Origin of the sequence: Salmonella sp. WC3 (genome assembly GCF_042932255.1) — a bacterium.
In the GTDB taxonomy this organism is placed as follows: domain Bacteria; phylum Pseudomonadota; class Gammaproteobacteria; order Enterobacterales; family Enterobacteriaceae; genus Salmonella; species Salmonella enterica.
In genome coordinates this window covers 2,174,651-2,191,640 of sequence record NZ_CP170629.1, presented here as the reverse complement: position 1 = coordinate 2,191,640, position 16,990 = coordinate 2,174,651, and the positions used below count along the sequence as shown (strand labels likewise).

Here is a 16,990-nt window from a genome sequence, read left to right as displayed (position 1 = left end):
AAAGCTTTCCGGAACCCCCAGCCTAGCTGGGGGTTTTCCATAGACAATAAAAACGGGAACCCTTCGGCTCCCGTTCTTGTTTAACCCAAAAACTGGATTACATGTTTTCGATAATCGCGTCACCAAACTCACTACATTTCAGCAGCTTAGCGCCTTCCATCAGGCGTTCAAAGTCATAGGTCACGGTCTTCGCGGCAATCGCGCCTTCCATACCTTTAACAATCAGGTCTGCGGCTTCGAACCACTGCATGTGGCGCAGCATCATCTCCGCAGACAGAATAATGGAGCCTGGGTTGACTTTATCCTGGCCCGCATATTTCGGCGCAGTCCCGTGAGTCGCTTCAAACAACGCGCATTCGTCGCCGATATTCGCACCCGGTGCAATACCGATACCGCCAACCTGAGCCGCCAGGGCATCGGAAATATAGTCACCGTTCAGGTTCATACAGGCGATAACGTCGTATTCCGCCGGACGCAACAGGATTTGTTGCAGGAACGCATCGGCGATAACGTCTTTAACCACGATCTCTTTACCCGTGTTCGGGTTCTTAATTTTCAGCCACGGACCGCCGTCAATAAGCTCACCGCCGAACTCGTCGCGCGCCAACTGGTAGCCCCAGTCTTTAAACGCGCCTTCGGTGAACTTCATGATATTGCCTTTATGTACCAGCGTGACGGAATCGCGATCGTTGGTAATAGCGTATTCAATCGCCGCGCGAACCAGACGTTTAGTGCCTTCTTCAGAACACGGTTTGATACCGATACCGCAGTGCTCCGGGAAGCGAATTTTCTTCACGCCCATCTCTTCGCGCAGGAACTTGATCACTTTCTCAGCGTCTGCAGAGTCAGCTTTCCATTCAATTCCGGCGTAGATGTCTTCAGAGTTTTCACGGAAGATGACCATATCGGTCAGCTCCGGATGTTTCACCGGACTTGGCGTGCCCTGATAGTAACGAACGGGACGCAGACAAACGTACAGGTCAAGCTCCTGACGCAGGGCAACGTTCAGAGAGCGAATACCGCCGCCAACCGGCGTGGTCAACGGACCTTTAATCGCTACGCGGTAATCACGAATCAAATCAAGGGTTTCAGCGGGGAGCCAGACATCCTGGCCGTAAACCTGTGTGGATTTTTCTCCGGTGTAAATTTCCATCCAGGAAATTTTACGCTCGCCTTTATAGGCTTTCTCGACGGCGGCATCGACCACTTTAAGCATGGCTGGAGTGACATCAACACCGATACCATCGCCTTCAATAAACGGGATAATCGGATTCTCAGGAACGTTGAGTTTGCCGTTTTGCAGGGTGATCTTCTTACCTTCCACCGGAACAACTACTTTGCTTTCCATTCACCTCTCCTTCGAGCGCTTCTGGTTTGCTCGTCTGTCATCGCGCTGCATGTGCAATGGCGTCCTGCTGCACGACTGCGTTAGAGCAATTTTTTGTTAATGTTTTGTAATGAGCATGTCAATACTACCCTATTGTTTGCCGCCATGAAAGACACTCATTATTGCGCTATAATGCGGCAATTAATAAGTTCTGAAAACACCATGCAAAAAACTTCTTTTAGAAATCACTACGTTAAGCGATTCAGCTCACGACAAGCATCTAAATCACGGAAAGAAAACCAGCCAAAACGCGTGGTTTTGTTCAATAAACCTTACGATGTGTTGCCGCAGTTCACGGATGAAGCAGGTCGCCGCACGTTAAAAGATTTTATTCCTGTGCAAGGCGTTTATGCCGCAGGCCGCCTGGACCGCGACAGCGAAGGGCTTTTGGTGCTGACTAATGACGGCGCGCTGCAGGCGCGCCTCACGCAACCGGGCAAGCGCACCGGCAAGATTTACTATGTTCAGGTAGAAGGCATCCCGGATAATGCAGCGCTGCAGGCGCTTCGTACTGGCGTCACGCTCAACGATGGCCCTACCCTGCCCGCCGGTATTGAGATTGTCGCGGAGCCTGACTGGCTGTGGCCGCGCCCCCCGCCGATTCGCGAACGGAAGAATATTCCCACCAGTTGGCTAAAAGTCACCTTATATGAAGGCCGCAACCGCCAGGTAAGACGCATGACAGCGCATGTCGGTCATCCCACTCTACGATTAATTCGTTACAGCATGGGCGACTACACGCTCAACGGCCTCGATAATGGACAGTGGCGCGAGATCGCACAGGAGAAAGACAGATGAAACGGCTTCTCATAGCTTTTGCTTTATTAACACCGTTATCCGTTAATGCGGCCAGCTTCGACTGCCAGAAAGCGCAGGCTGCGGATGAAAAGGCTATCTGCGCGCACCTGACGCTGAATGATAAAGACGTGGAAATGCACACCAAATATCAGTTTCTGAAAGGGTTGTTCGCGATGGGCAGTCGCGGCGCGCTGCAGGACGCCCAGCAGAGCTGGCTTAAACAGCGTCAGCAGTGCAAGGCCGACGTCACCTGCCTGACAAAAGCTTATAACGAGCGTCTGAAACAGCTTGACGCGATCTATGACCACATTGATAAACCGCTTTAATAAGGATGCCTATGTTCAAGCCGCACGTGACCGTTGCCTGCATCGTACATGCCGAAGATAAATTTCTGGTGGTGGAAGAGACCATCAACGGTAAATCGTTATGGAATCAACCTGCCGGACACCTGGAGGCAGATGAAACGCTGGCGCAGGCCGCCGCGCGAGAACTGTGGGAAGAGACTGGCATCACGGCGCAACCACAGTATTTTATCCGTATGCATCAGTGGATTGCGCCGGATAAAACCCCGTTCCTGCGCTTTTTATTCGCTATCAAGCTTGATCATATTTGCGCGACCGCCCCCCATGACAATGACATCGATTGCTGCCGTTGGGTGAGCGCCGACGAGATTCTGAACGCGCCGAATTTACGTTCTCCGCTGGTGGCTGAAAGCATTCGCAGTTATCAAACGGGACAACGTTACCCCTTATCTATAGTGGGCGAATTTAACTGGCCGTTTACAGAGGGTGTCAAGTAAAGGGCTGCGTGATAGAATACGCCGCCTTGAAGTTCAATGTCGCGAGTATTCCAATGTCAGAAAGCCCAAAAAAAGTGATCGTCGGCATGTCCGGCGGTGTCGATTCCTCCGTTTCCGCCTGGCTGTTGCAACAACAGGGTTATCAGGTAGAAGGCCTGTTCATGAAGAACTGGGAAGAGGACGATGGTGAGGAATACTGTACCGCGGCAGCCGATCTGGCTGACGCGCAGGCCGTGTGCGACAAGCTTGGCATTGAACTGCATACCGTTAATTTTGCCGCAGAATATTGGGATAACGTCTTTGAACTGTTCCTTGAAGAGTACAAAGCGGGCCGTACGCCGAACCCGGATATTCTGTGCAATAAAGAGATCAAATTTAAAGCCTTCCTTGAATTTGCCGCAGAAGATTTAGGCGCCGACTATATCGCCACCGGTCACTACGTTCGCCGCGCGGATGTAAACGGCAAAAGCCGGTTGTTGCGCGGGCTCGACGGTAACAAAGATCAGAGCTACTTCCTCTATACGCTTGGCCATGAGCAGATTGCGCAAAGTCTGTTCCCGGTTGGCGAGCTGGAAAAACCGCAGGTGCGTAAAATCGCCGAAGATCTGGGGCTGGTAACCGCAAAGAAAAAAGATTCTACCGGTATCTGCTTTATCGGCGAGCGCAAATTCCGCGACTTTTTAGGGCGCTATCTGCCTGCGCAGCCGGGGAAAATCATTACCGTTGACGGCGATGAAATCGGCGAGCATCAGGGTCTGATGTATCATACGCTCGGTCAGCGTAAAGGGCTGGGAATCGGCGGCACCAAAGACGGTAGCGAAGCCCCCTGGTATGTGGTGGATAAAGACGTTGAAAACAATGTGTTAATTGTCGCCCAGGGGCATGAGCACCCACGCCTGATGTCGGTAGGCCTCATCGCCCAGCAGCTACATTGGGTCGATCGCGAACCGTTCACCGGCACCCTGCGCTGTACGGTAAAAACCCGCTACCGCCAGACCGATATTCCGTGCACGATTAACGCGCTGAATGACGATCGTATCGAGGTCATTTTTGACGAGCCGGTTGCCGCCGTTACGCCGGGCCAGTCCGCTGTCTTTTACAGCGGCGAAGTCTGCCTGGGCGGCGGCATTATCGAGCAGCGACTGCCGCTGACGGTCTGATTATTCAATACACAACACCATTCAAGTCGCCTCAAAGCGGCTTAAAAGATGAAGTGTATTTTATTTGATACAAGGAAGCAGTGATTGTGGCAAAGAATTATTATGACATCACCCTCGCGCTGTCTGGCATTTGCCAGTCGGCACGCCTGGTACAACAACTGGCGCACCAGGGGCACTGTGATGCCGACGCGTTGCACGTTTCACTCAACAGTGTCATTGATATGAATCCCAGTTCTACTCTGGGCGTGTTCGGCGGCAGCGAAGCTAACCTGCGTCTTGGTCTGGAAACACTGCTCGGCGTGCTGAATGCCAGCAGCCGACAAGGACTTAACGCCGAACTGACGCGTTATACGCTTAGCCTGATGGTGCTGGAGCGCAAGCTGTCATCCGCCAAAGGCGCGTTGAATACGTTAGGCGATCGCATTAACGGCCTGCAGCACCAGCTTGACCATTTTGATTTACAGTCAGACACGTTAATGAGCGCCATGGCGGGCATCTACGTGGATGTGATTAGCCCATTGGGCCCGCGCATTCAGGTGACGGGCTCCCCGGCCGTTCTGCAAAGTCCGCAGGTGCAGGCCAAAGTCCGCGCCTCGCTACTGGCAGGCATCCGTGCAGCCGTGCTCTGGCATCAGGTAGGCGGTGGTCGCCTACAGCTTATGTTTTCTCGTCATCGCCTGACGACTCAGGCAAAACAAATTCTTGCTCATTTAACCCCGGAGTTATGATCTATGGAATTATCCTCACTGACCGCCGTTTCCCCTGTCGATGGACGCTACGGCGATAAAGTCAGCGCGCTGCGCGGAATTTTTAGCGAATACGGTTTGCTGAAATTTCGTGTACAAGTCGAAGTACGTTGGCTGCAGAAATTAGCCGCGCACGCAGCGATCAAGGAAGTTCCTGCTTTTGCTGCCGACGCAAACGGTTACCTGGATACGCTTGTTGCAAACTTCAATGAAGAAGATGCCGCGCGCATTAAAACCATTGAGCGTACGACTAACCATGATGTGAAGGCAGTTGAGTATTTCCTGAAAGAAAAAGTCGCCGCGATCCCGGCGCTACATGACGTTTCCGAATTTATCCACTTTGCCTGCACTTCTGAGGACATTAACAACCTGTCGCACGCGTTAATGCTCAAAACCGCGCGCGATGAAGTGATCCTGCCTTACTGGCGTCAGGTGATTAACGCGGTTAAAGATCTCGCCACGCAGTATCGCGACATTCCTCTGCTCTCCCGCACCCACGGCCAGCCGGCAACGCCTTCCACTCTGGGTAAAGAGATGGCGAACGTGGCGTATCGGATGGAGCGTCAGTTCCGCCAGCTCAACCAGGTGGAGATCCTCGGTAAAATTAACGGCGCCGTAGGCAACTATAACGCGCATATCGCCGCCTATCCGGAAGTTGACTGGCATCAGTTCAGCGAAGAGTTCGTCACCTCGCTGGGCATCCAGTGGAATCCTTACACCACCCAGATTGAACCGCATGATTATATTGCGGAACTGTTTGACTGTATCGCACGCTTTAACACCATCCTGATCGATTTCGATCGCGATGTCTGGGGCTATATTGCGTTGAACCATTTCAAACAGAAAACCATCGCCGGGGAGATCGGTTCTTCTACCATGCCGCATAAAGTTAACCCCATTGACTTTGAAAACTCAGAAGGCAACCTCGGTCTGTCTAACGCAGTGTTGCACCATCTGGCAAACAAACTGCCGGTTTCCCGCTGGCAGCGCGATCTGACCGACTCAACCGTCCTGCGTAACCTGGGTGTCGGCATCGGCTATGCGCTTATCGCTTATCAGTCCACCCTGAAGGGCGTCAGCAAGCTGGAAGTAAACCGCGATCATCTGCTTGACGAACTGGATCACAACTGGGAAGTATTAGCTGAACCGATCCAGACCGTCATGCGCCGCTATGGTATTGAAAAACCCTATGAAAAACTGAAAGAGTTGACCCGTGGCAAGCGTGTTGATGCCGAAGGAATGAAACAGTTTATTGATAGTCTGGCCCTGCCGGAAGCAGAAAAAACGCGCCTTAAAGCCATGACGCCGGCAAATTATATCGGCCGCGCTGTGACTCTGGTCGACGAACTTAAATAATGCCTGCCTCACCCTCTTTTCTTCAGAAAGAGGGTGACTATTTGTCTGGTTTATTAACTGTTTATCCCCAAAGCACCATAATCAACGCTAGACTGTTCTTATTGTTAACACAAGGGAGAAGAGATGATGCGCGTACTGGTTGTAGAGGATAATGCATTATTACGCCACCACCTGAAGGTTCAGCTCCAGGATTCAGGTCACCAGGTCGATGCCGCAGAAGATGCCAGGGAAGCTGATTACTACCTTAATGAACACCTTCCGGATATCGCTATTGTCGATTTAGGTCTGCCGGATGAAGACGGCCTTTCCTTGATACGCCGCTGGCGCAGCAGTGATGTTTCACTGCCGGTTCTGGTGTTAACCGCGCGCGAAGGCTGGCAGGATAAAGTCGAGGTTCTCAGCTCAGGGGCCGATGACTACGTGACGAAGCCATTCCACATCGAAGAGGTAATGGCGCGTATGCAGGCGTTAATGCGCCGTAATAGCGGTCTGGCCTCCCAGGTGATCAACATCCCGCCTTTCCAGGTGGATCTCTCACGTCGGGAATTATCCGTCAATGAAGAGGTCATCAAACTCACGGCGTTCGAATACACCATTATGGAAACGCTTATCCGTAACAACGGTAAAGTGGTCAGCAAGGATTCGCTGATGCTTCAACTGTATCCGGATGCGGAACTGCGGGAAAGTCATACCATTGATGTTCTCATGGGGCGTCTGCGGAAAAAAATACAGGCCCAGTATCCGCACGATGTCATTACCACCGTACGCGGACAAGGATATCTTTTTGAATTGCGCTAATGAATAAATTTGCTCGCCATTTTCTGCCGCTGTCGCTGCGGGTTCGTTTTTTGCTGGCGACAGCCGGCGTCGTGCTGGTGCTTTCTTTGGCATATGGCATAGTGGCGCTGGTCGGCTATAGCGTAAGTTTTGATAAAACCACCTTTCGTTTGCTGCGCGGCGAAAGCAACCTGTTTTATACCCTCGCCAAATGGGAAAATAATAAAATCAGCGTTGAGCTGCCTGAAAATCTGGACATGCAAAGCCCGACCATGACGCTGATTTACGATGAAACGGGCAAATTATTATGGACGCAGCGCAACATCCCCTGGCTGATTAAAAGCATTCAACCGGAATGGTTAAAAACGAACGGCTTCCATGAAATTGAAACCAACGTAGACGCTACCAGCACGCTGTTGAGCGAGGATCATTCCGCGCAGGAAAAACTCAAAGAAGTACGTGAAGATGACGATGATGCCGAGATGACCCACTCGGTAGCGGTAAATATTTATCCTGCCACGGCGCGGATGCCGCAGTTAACCATCGTGGTGGTCGATACCATTCCGATAGAACTAAAACGCTCCTATATGGTGTGGAGCTGGTTCGTATACGTGCTGGCCGCCAATTTACTGTTAGTCATTCCTTTACTGTGGATCGCCGCCTGGTGGAGCTTACGCCCTATCGAGGCGCTGGCGCGGGAAGTCCGCGAGCTTGAAGATCATCACCGCGAAATGCTCAATCCGGAGACGACGCGTGAGCTGACCAGCCTTGTGCGCAACCTTAATCAACTGCTCAAAAGCGAGCGTGAACGTTATAACAAATACCGCACGACCCTGACCGACCTGACGCACAGTTTAAAAACGCCGCTCGCGGTTTTGCAGAGTACGTTACGCTCTTTACGCAACGAAAAGATGAGCGTCAGCAAAGCTGAACCGGTGATGCTGGAACAGATCAGCCGGATTTCCCAGCAGATCGGCTATTATCTGCATCGCGCCAGTATGCGCGGTAGCGGCGTATTGTTAAGCCGCGAACTGCATCCCGTCGCGCCGTTGTTAGATAACCTGATCTCCGCGCTAAATAAAGTTTATCAGCGTAAAGGGGTGAATATCAGTATGGATATTTCACCAGAGATCAGTTTTGTCGGCGAGCAAAACGACTTTGTCGAAGTGATGGGCAACGTACTGGACAACGCTTGTAAATATTGTCTGGAGTTTGTCGAGATTTCGGCTCGCCAGACCGACGATCATTTGCATATTTTCGTCGAAGATGACGGCCCAGGCATTCCCCACAGCAAACGTTCCCTGGTGTTTGATCGCGGTCAGCGCGCCGATACCCTACGACCAGGACAAGGCGTGGGGCTGGCTGTCGCGCGCGAGATTACGGAACAATACGCCGGGCAGATCATTGCCAGCGACAGTCTGCTCGGCGGCGCCCGTATGGAGGTCGTTTTTGGCCGACAGCATCCCACACAGAAAGAGGAATAAACATTTCTGCGCGTTCTTCCACGCATCTCGTTAAGCATCCGTTATAATCGGTGTCAGATACCAGCCTGCGGATACTTAACATGGAATACCAATTAACTCTTAACTGGCCCGACTTTCTTGAACGCCACTGGCAAAAACGCCCGGTGGTCTTAAAACGTGGGTTTAGCAACTTTATCGATCCGCTCTCGCCGGATGAGCTGGCGGGGCTGGCGATGGAAAGCGAAATAGACAGCCGACTCGTTAGCCATCAGGATGGCAAATGGCAGGTCAGTCATGGCCCTTTCGAAAGCTACGATCATCTGGGTGAGAGCAATTGGTCGCTGCTGGTACAGGCGGTAAACCACTGGCACGAACCCACCGCCGCGCTGATGCGCCCGTTCCGCGCTCTGCCGGACTGGCGTATCGACGATCTGATGATCTCCTTTTCCGTTCCCGGCGGCGGCGTTGGCCCGCATCTGGATCAGTATGATGTGTTTATTATTCAGGGAACCGGTCGCCGTCGCTGGCGCGTGGGCGAAAAGCTGCAAATGCGTCAGCACTGCCCGCATCCCGACCTGTTGCAAGTCGATCCGTTCGAGGCCATTATTGATGAAGAGCTGGAGCCGGGCGACATTCTGTATATTCCGCCAGGATTCCCGCATGAAGGCTATGCGCTGGAAAACGCCATGAACTATTCGGTCGGTTTTCGCGCGCCCAATAGCCGTGAGCTGATCAGCGGTTTTGCCGATTACGTCCTACAACGGGAGTTGGGCAATACATACTACAGCGATCCGGATATGCCGTCCCGCAAGCATCCGGCGGATATCCTGCCGCAGGAGATGGATAAACTGCGTAATATGATGCTCGATTTGATCAATCAACCCGCGCATTTCCAACAGTGGCTTGGCGAGTTTATCTCTCAGTCACGCCACGAACTGGATATTGCGCCGCCGGAGCCGCCGTATCAGCCTGATGAAATTTACGATGCCTTAAAGCAAGGCGAGGTATTAGTACGTCTCGGCGGGCTTCGCGTATTGCGTATCGGCGATGAGGTCTATGCGAATGGCGAAAAAATAGACTCTCCGCATCGCCCCGCTCTGGAGGCGCTCGCCAGTCATATTGCACTGACCGCTGAAAACTTCGGCGATGCGCTGGAAGACCCGTCCTTCCTCGCGATGCTGGCGGCGCTGGTGAATAGCGGGTACTGGTTCTTCGAAGGATAAGAACATCGCAATGCCCGGCGACCGCCGGGCTGACGCAAACTATCCACAACGATCGCCGCCAGGTTTGGCGAAATCGTTATATTGCGGATCGCCCGGATAAATCGAGTGGGCCATTCGATGGCGAAATGACATTTGCCGATAGCGCCGCGCCACTACGTTATCTCCAAGACCTTCGGCAATATTAGCCAGTTGCTGTAATCGTTCATACTGCATCTTTGCTGGATAAGCTACGGCATCAAGCGCAAAGGCGCGTTCCGCAAAGTCTTTTGCTTGTTCAAGCTGTTGATTATTCTTATAAAGCAGCGAAATACCATACAACACCATGGATACGTCGGACTGCCGACGTTTATATTCTTCCAGCAATGGGAGATAGGGGGAGGTACTGTCCAGGTCGATGTTTTCGGGCAAATAAAAGCGTAATCGTGATATTACCGTCGCCATTGGCGTTAAACGGCTCTGGTAATACGCGATAAGTTTAAGGTAGAGATCTTTCGCTTCCTTATAATGATGGCCCTGTGCATAAAAGCCAGCAAGATTATTGCTGTCAACCGTCATTTCGCCGAATTCGGCACCATAAAGCGTTTGCTCAATTTTTAGCGCCTGACTTAGCGCATTAATCGCCTCGCTAATATGCCCTGCATTATAAGCAATATCCGCTTTCTGCTGCAAAAAAGAGGCGACGCGCTCACGATTATCCCAGGTTTTATCCCGTAAAATAACGTTCAGCCACTGCCGCTCCGTTGCGTCTATCTTCGCCAAATAATAGGCTTTACGCGCACTATCACATTCGACATCCCGCTCTTCCAGCGCATCAGAATAAGCGTCGCGCATCCTGTTTAAGGTATAAACCAATACCTCCGTCGATGCCTTTTTGTCTTTAAGACGCCACGTTAATGCCTGCTCTTGCCAGGCTATTCGCTGACGGTAATCAACCTTAATCTCGTATCGCCACTGCTCTGTAGATGAATACTCTATATGGCGATCGTCACTGTAAACATAAAAGGCCGCCAGGTGTTCAAACATATCGGCCCGATCGCCCGGATAAGTGCCCGCCGGAAATGTTTTCATTATTGCCCGCGCTCGCAGCAGCATTTGCGGCGTTAATTCAGGTTTACCCAGCCATTGATAAATATCACTTTATAATAGCAGGCTACGAACAAGCTGTATTGAGCGTTTGCCATATTGCCGCGAGGCCAGCCTCACCGCATCATCAATAAACGTCATGCAGGTTTCATCGCCGGTCATAAAACATGCTGCAGATTGTTGCTGGCGCTGGGACCAGGAAGGCGTATATTCGGCGCTCCAGGCAGAAAAATTGATGGCGGAAAATATCCCGCCATAAATAATAAAACGCTTCACCACAATGCGTAACATTCGCTACTGGCCGCGCTTCGCCGTCAGCTCCGCGATACGTACAATCACCTGTACCGCTTTTTCCATCCCCTCCAGCGTCACAAACTCATGTTTACCATGATAGTTATATCCGCCGGTAAAGAGATTAGGACACGGCAGGCCCATAAACGACAGTTGCGCCCCGTCTGTACCGCCGCGAATTGGTTTCATCTCCGGCGTAATATGACAGTCACGCATGGCCTGCTGGGCGATATCGAGAATATGCGGATGCTCAACCACTTTTTCGCGCATATTGTAATAACTGTCTTCAATCACCAGTTCGATATAGCAGTCCGGATGCAGCCCCTTACCGACTTTTTTGGCAATCTCCATCATTTTGCGTTTACGCGCTTCAAACTGCTTACGGTCGAAATCGCGAATGATGTAGTGCATTTCGGCCCGGTCAACGGTGCCTTTCATGCTGGCCAGATGATAAAACCCTCCGTAACCTTCGGTGGTTTCAGGCGCTTCATCCGCCGGCACTTCCGCGTGAATCCTCGCCGCCAACGACAGCGCATTGACCATGACGCCTTTCGCCGTACCAGGATGCACGTTATTGCCGACGATTTTGATATTCACCGAGGCGGCATTGAAGTTTTCAAACTCCAGTTCTCCCACGCCGCCGCCGTCGACCGTATATGCCCACTGCGCACCAAAGGCCTCAACATCGAAGTGCTTCGCGCCTTTCCCTACCTCTTCGTCAGGCGTAAACGCCACTTTAATGTCGCCGTGGGGAATAGGATTACCTTTCAGCACCGCCAGCGCGGTCATGATCTCCGCAACGCCGGCTTTATCGTCCGCGCCCAGCAATGTCTTACCATCGGTAGTAATCAGCGTCTGTCCCAGTAATTGATGCAGTACCGGGAACATCACGGGTGACAACACCTCATCGCCAATCCCTAATGCTATATCGCCGCCGCGATAATTCTCGACAATCTGCGGGTTAACGTTTTTACCGCTGAAATCCGGAGAGGTATCCACATGGGAGATAAAACCAATGGCGGGAATATCCCCCTCAACATTGGCCGGGAGCGTCGCCATCAACGTCCCTTTTTCACTTAATGTAATGTTAACCAGCCCCATCTCTTCGAGCTGCTGTTTGAGCAAACGTAGTAACTTCCACTGCCCCTCAGTGCTGGGAACCTGCCGAACACCCGACTTTGATTGGGTATCCAGCGATACGTAGTGTAAAAAACGCTCAAGTAGTTTATCCATGCAGTCACCCTCACTTTTCGTGACAACATTATTAATAAGCAAGAAAAGACAAATATTGCGTCAGGTCACTTTTATCCCTGCAAACAAGAATATTTCACTTTGACACGCTTTCTGACTATAAAGCTAAGTCAGTAATTCGCAACAAGGATTGGCGATCACAGTGGTTTGCCGTAGAATGACCGCCCTCATTAAGAGTGATTAAGGTGGTTAACCACAAACCCCGCAGCGGTCAGCCATCCGTTGCGTTTACATGGGACAGAGTAAGAAATTGAATAATCAACCGCGTTCGCTTTCACCGCTGGTGCTTTTGTCGGGAATTAGCAAAAGTTTCGATGGCAAAGAGGTCATTTCACAGCTGGATTTGACCATTAACAATGGCGAATTCCTCACGCTGCTTGGCCCTTCCGGCTGCGGTAAAACAACCGTTCTTCGCCTGATTGCCGGCCTGGAAACCGTTGATGCCGGGCATATCATGTTGGATAACCAGGATATCACCCACGTTCCCGCCGAAAATCGTTATGTAAATACCGTATTTCAAAGCTACGCTTTATTTCCGCATATGACGGTGTTTGAAAATGTCGCGTTTGGCTTACGAATGCAAAAAACGCGAGCCGCCGAGATAGCGCCTCGCGTGACCGATGCGCTGCGTATGGTGCAGCTTGAAGAGTTTGCACAACGTAAACCGCACCAGCTTTCCGGCGGACAGCAGCAGCGTGTGGCTATCGCTCGCGCGGTGGTGAATAAACCTCGCCTGTTATTACTGGATGAATCGCTTTCCGCGCTGGACTATAAATTGCGCAAACAAATGCAGAACGAGCTTAAAGCATTACAGCGTAAACTCGGTATCACGTTTGTTTTTGTCACTCACGATCAGGAAGAAGCGCTCACCATGTCCGATCGTATCGTGGTAATGCGTAATGGCGTGATTGAGCAAGACGGCACGCCGCGTGAAATCTATGAAGAGCCAAAAAACCTGTTTGTCGCCGGTTTTATCGGCGAAATTAACCGCTTTGACGCAACCGTCATTGAACGGCTTGATGAACAGCGCGTCCGCGCCAGCGTAGAAGGTCGGGAGTGCAATATATACGTCAATTTCGCTGTCGAACCAGGCCAAAAACTGAACGTCCTGCTGCGACCGGAAGATCTACGCGTCGAAGAGATCAACGATGATAACCACATCGAAGGGCTTATCGGCTACGTGCGCGAGCGCAATTATAAAGGTATGACGCTGGAGTCGGTGGTTGAACTGGAAAATGGCAAAATGGTGATGGTCAGCGAATTCTTCAACGAAGACGATCCTGACTTCGACCATTCACTTGACCAAAAAATGGCCATTAGTTGGGTAGAAAGCTGGGAGGTCGTACTGGCTGATGAAGAACACAAGTAAATTCCAGAATGTAGTGATTGTCACTATCGTCGGTTGGCTTGTGTTATTTGTTTTTCTGCCCAACCTGATGATCATTGGCACCAGCTTTCTGACCCGTGACGACGCCAGTTTCGTCAAGATGGTCTTTACGCTGGATAACTACGCGCGCCTGCTCGATCCGCTCTATTTTGAAGTGCTCCTGCACTCTCTGAATATGGCGCTGATCGCCACCCTCTCCTGCCTGGTGCTGGGCTATCCTTTTGCCTGGTTTCTGGCGAAGTTACCGGAAAAGATACGTCCGTTATTGCTGTTTTTGCTGATTGTTCCTTTCTGGACCAACTCACTGATCCGCATCTATGGGCTGAAAATACTCCTGAGCACTAAAGGTTATCTCAATGAATTCCTGCTGTGGCTGGGCGTGATTGATACACCGATTCGCATCATGTTCACCCCGAGCGCCGTTATTATCGGCCTGGTTTACATTTTGCTGCCATTTATGGTCATGCCGCTCTACTCCAGCATTGAGAAGCTCGACAAACCACTACTGGAGGCCGCACGCGATCTCGGCGCCAGTAAAATGCAAACGTTCATCCGCATCATTATTCCATTAACCATGCCGGGCATTGTCGCCGGTTGCCTGCTCGTGATGCTACCGGCAATGGGCCTGTTCTACGTCTCCGATTTAATGGGTGGCGCGAAAAACCTGCTGATTGGTAACGTCATTAAGGTACAGTTCCTGAATATTCGCGATTGGCCGTTTGGCGCGGCTACCAGCATTACGCTGACCATTGTGATGGGACTCATGCTGTTGATTTACTGGCGGGCTTCCCGCTTATTGAATAAGAAGGTGAGTGATATAAGCGATTAATTGCGCAACGCTAACAAATCCACACGCATCCAGGCATGAAGTTTATTCAAGGGTAAACTTCATGCCTTCGGCATAAAAAACGCATGAAAGAAGTTGCCGCCAGTATTGCAAACCTACAACATCATCCGCGGTAGGCCTTCTTTTATTTTTACCTGTAGCGACGCTATCACAGACAGTAATTCGTTTATACGCGAAGCTCTCAGATTTTATACTGATTGCCAGTCTCTTTTAAAAATTATATTACATCCGATGCGCCCGCAGTTGAGATAAAAAGGGTCGATTTAATCAATTATGTAGTCATTTTTACTCCAGTATAAGTGAGATTAATATGCCGATTACTATAGGGAGTGTTTTTTTAAAAAGTGAAATCCTTACCAACTCCCCAAGGAATACGAAAGAAGCATGGTGGAAAGTTTTATGGGAAAAAATTAAAGACTTCTTTTTTTCTACTGGCAAAGCAAAAGCGGACCGTTGTCTACATGAGATGTTGTTTGCCGAACGCGCCCCCACACGAGAGCGGCTTACAGAGATTTTTTTTGAGTTGAAAGAGTTAGCCTGCGCATCGCAAAGAGATAGATTTCAGGTTCATAATCCTCATGAAAATGATGCCACCATTATTCTTCGCATCATGGATCAAAACGAAGAGAACGAATTGTTACGTATCACTCAAAATACCGATACCTTTAGCTGTGAAGTCATGGGGAATCTTTATTTTTTAATGAAAGATCGCCCGGATATTTTAAAATCGCATCCACAAATGACGGCCATGATTAAGAGAAGATATAGCGAAATCGTAGACTACCCCCTCCCTTCGACATTATGTCTCAATCCTGCTGGCGCGCCGATATTATCGGTTCCATTAGACAACATAGAGGGGTATTTATATACTGAATTGAGAAAAGGACATTTAGATGGGTGGAAAGCGCAAGAAAAGGCAACCTACCTGGCAGCGAAAATTCAGTCTGGGATTGAAAAGACAACGCGCATTTTACACCATGCGAATATATCCGAAAGTACTCAGCAAAACGCATTTTTAGAAACAATGGCGATGTGTGGATTAAAACAGCTTGAAATACCACCACCGCATACCCACATACCTATTGAAAAAATGGTAAAAGAGGTTTTACTAGCGGATAAGACGTTTCAGGCGTTCCTCGTAACGGATCCCAGCACCAGCCAAAGTATGTTAGCTGAGATAGTCGAAGCCATCTCTGATCAGGTTTTTCACGCCATTTTTAGAATAGACCCCCAGGCTATACAAAAAATGGCGGAAGAACAGTTAACCACGCTACACGTTCGCTCAGAACAACAAAGCGGCTGTTTATGTTGTTTTTTATAAAATCAGACGACGCTTTCTCAGACGTCACGTTCAGGGTTTACTCACGTACTTCCTGTTTGCCTACTGAGTAACCTCTTGCCAGGCACAATAATGCCGCATATGACCGGATCGGATGAGAATAGTCATTTAAATGGCCTTTTTTTCCCGCTCGTCTGGCAATTTGTTGTAAAATTCGCGGCTTCAAGCGGCAGCTTGCTTCTTCCTGGCTGCTGATAACCGCGAGACGTTTTGGAGAGATTTTGGAGAAGAGAAAAAATTGATCATTTTCAATACTCTAAAAGCACCCCATCCTCTGAATAAGAAGGTGGAACTTGAATGATCGGTCGGCTGCTCCGTGGCGGTTTCATGACTGCCATCTATGCGTATCTGTATATTCCCATCATTATTCTGATCGTGAACTCCTTCAACAGTTCGCGGTTCGGCATTAACTGGCAGGGCTTTACCACTAAATGGTACGAACTACTGGTCAATAACGACAGTCTGTTGCAGGCCGCTCAACATTCACTGACGATGGCGATTTTTTCAGCGACCTTCGCCACGTTGATTGGCTCGTTAACCGCGGTGGCGCTTTATCGCTACCGCTTTCGCGGGAAGCCATTCGTCAGCGGGATGCTGTTTGTAGTAATGATGTCGCCGGATATCGTGATGGCGATCTCCCTGCTGGTGCTGTTTATGTTACTCGGCATTCAACTGGGCTTTTGGTCGTTGCTGTTCTCGCACATCACCTTTAGCCTGCCGTTTGTGGTCGTCACGGTCTATTCGCGCCTGAAAGGCTTTGATGTCAGAATGCTGGAAGCCGCAAAAGACCTGGGGGCCAGTGAGGTAACGATTTTACGCAAAATCATTCTGCCGCTGGCGATGCCGGCGGTGGCGGCGGGCTGGTTGCTGAGCTTTACGTTGTCGATGGACGATGTAGTGGTCTCGTCGTTTGTCACCGGGCCGGGCTATGAAATTTTACCCTTAAAGATTTATTCCATGGTAAAAGTCGGCGTTTCACCAGAAGTGAACGCGCTGGCGACCGTTTTATTGGTGCTGTCTCTGGTAATGGTCATTGCCAGCCAGCTTATTGCTCGTGATAAAACCAAGGGCCGATAAGGCCCG

The 16,990-nt window shown here is 50.5% G+C and carries 15 protein-coding genes and 1 pseudogene; 13 read left to right on the top strand and 3 right to left on the bottom strand.

Annotated elements, in window-relative coordinates; all coding sequences use genetic code 11:
* Nucleotides 1-97 precede the first annotated feature (97 nt).
* Complete coding sequence (icd, locus tag ACFK9X_RS10435; RefSeq protein ID WP_000444509.1) at nucleotides 98-1,348, bottom strand: NADP-dependent isocitrate dehydrogenase; 1,251 nt, start codon at nucleotides 1,346-1,348, stop codon at nucleotides 98-100.
* A gap of 171 nt (nucleotides 1,349-1,519) precedes the next feature.
* On the opposite strand from icd, the gene rluE reads away from it, so the two are divergent.
* The 9 genes from rluE to roxA all read left to right on the top strand — a co-directional run bounded on the left by rluE (nucleotide 1,520) and on the right by roxA (nucleotide 9,709).
* Nucleotides 1,520-2,185 carry a 23S rRNA pseudouridine(2457) synthase RluE gene (rluE, locus tag ACFK9X_RS10430; RefSeq protein WP_065313824.1) on the top strand — a complete coding sequence of 222 codons (666 nt, stop codon included), beginning with the start codon at nucleotides 1,520-1,522 and terminating at the stop codon, nucleotides 2,183-2,185.
* Nucleotides 2,182-2,511, top strand: coding sequence for a lysozyme inhibitor LprI family protein (locus tag ACFK9X_RS10425; RefSeq protein WP_000825956.1), 330 nt, complete (start codon nucleotides 2,182-2,184; stop codon nucleotides 2,509-2,511). The genes rluE and ACFK9X_RS10425 overlap by 4 nt, the downstream gene beginning before the upstream one ends.
* Before the next feature lie 11 nt (nucleotides 2,512-2,522).
* Complete coding sequence (locus ACFK9X_RS10420) at nucleotides 2,523-2,984, top strand: NUDIX hydrolase (RefSeq protein ID WP_000476064.1); 462 nt, start codon at nucleotides 2,523-2,525, stop codon at nucleotides 2,982-2,984.
* Between the two features lie 53 nt (nucleotides 2,985-3,037).
* Nucleotides 3,038-4,144, top strand: coding sequence for a tRNA 2-thiouridine(34) synthase MnmA (mnmA, locus tag ACFK9X_RS10415; RefSeq protein ID WP_151116358.1), 1,107 nt, complete (start codon nucleotides 3,038-3,040; stop codon nucleotides 4,142-4,144).
* A gap of 86 nt (nucleotides 4,145-4,230) precedes the next feature.
* On the top strand, nucleotides 4,231-4,872 hold the full coding sequence (hflD, locus tag ACFK9X_RS10410; RefSeq protein ID WP_151116356.1) for a high frequency lysogenization protein HflD: 642 nt from the start codon (nucleotides 4,231-4,233) through the stop codon (nucleotides 4,870-4,872).
* Nucleotides 4,873-4,875: 3 nt separating this feature from the next.
* Nucleotides 4,876-6,246, top strand: coding sequence for an adenylosuccinate lyase (gene purB, locus ACFK9X_RS10405; protein ID WP_000423763.1), 1,371 nt, complete (start codon nucleotides 4,876-4,878; stop codon nucleotides 6,244-6,246).
* A gap of 126 nt (nucleotides 6,247-6,372) precedes the next feature.
* Nucleotides 6,373-7,044, top strand: a complete 672-nt coding sequence (phoP, locus tag ACFK9X_RS10400; RefSeq protein WP_001537766.1) for a two-component system response regulator PhoP — start codon at nucleotides 6,373-6,375, stop codon at nucleotides 7,042-7,044.
* Entirely contained in the window at nucleotides 7,044-8,507 is a 1,464-nt protein-coding gene (gene phoQ / locus ACFK9X_RS10395) for a two-component system sensor histidine kinase PhoQ (protein WP_001031687.1), read from the top strand. Before phoP ends, phoQ begins: the two co-directional genes overlap by 1 nt.
* An 80-nt stretch (nucleotides 8,508-8,587) precedes the next feature.
* Nucleotides 8,588-9,709: a [50S ribosomal protein L16]-arginine 3-hydroxylase gene (gene roxA / locus ACFK9X_RS10390; protein WP_079928059.1), complete on the top strand. Its 1,122-nt coding sequence runs from the start codon at nucleotides 8,588-8,590 to the stop codon at nucleotides 9,707-9,709.
* 39 nt (nucleotides 9,710-9,748) lie between these two features.
* Here the strand turns inward: roxA and ACFK9X_RS10385 are convergent.
* Nucleotides 9,749-11,083, bottom strand: a pseudogene (locus ACFK9X_RS10385) (hypothetical protein).
* Nucleotides 11,084-11,086: 3 nt separating this feature from the next.
* Complete coding sequence (gene pepT, locus ACFK9X_RS10380; RefSeq protein WP_151116354.1) at nucleotides 11,087-12,316, bottom strand: peptidase T; 1,230 nt, start codon at nucleotides 12,314-12,316, stop codon at nucleotides 11,087-11,089.
* A 250-nt stretch (nucleotides 12,317-12,566) separates the two neighbouring features.
* On the opposite strand from pepT, the gene potA reads away from it, so the two are divergent.
* From potA to potC, 4 genes are all read left to right on the top strand, one after another.
* Entirely contained in the window at nucleotides 12,567-13,703 is a 1,137-nt protein-coding gene (gene potA / locus ACFK9X_RS10375; protein ID WP_151116352.1) for a spermidine/putrescine ABC transporter ATP-binding protein PotA, read from the top strand.
* Nucleotides 13,687-14,550 (top strand): spermidine/putrescine ABC transporter permease PotB, encoded by an 864-nt coding sequence (potB, locus tag ACFK9X_RS10370; protein WP_151116350.1) that lies wholly within the window; start codon nucleotides 13,687-13,689, stop codon nucleotides 14,548-14,550. Before potA ends, potB begins: the two co-directional genes overlap by 17 nt.
* Before the next feature lie 328 nt (nucleotides 14,551-14,878).
* On the top strand, nucleotides 14,879-15,889 hold the full coding sequence (sifA, locus tag ACFK9X_RS10365; RefSeq protein ID WP_151116348.1) for an SPI-2 type III secretion system effector SifA: 1,011 nt from the start codon (nucleotides 14,879-14,881) through the stop codon (nucleotides 15,887-15,889).
* A gap of 315 nt (nucleotides 15,890-16,204) precedes the next feature.
* Nucleotides 16,205-16,984, top strand: a complete 780-nt coding sequence (gene potC / locus ACFK9X_RS10360; RefSeq protein WP_000580299.1) for a spermidine/putrescine ABC transporter permease PotC — start codon at nucleotides 16,205-16,207, stop codon at nucleotides 16,982-16,984.
* Nucleotides 16,985-16,990 lie beyond the last annotated feature (6 nt).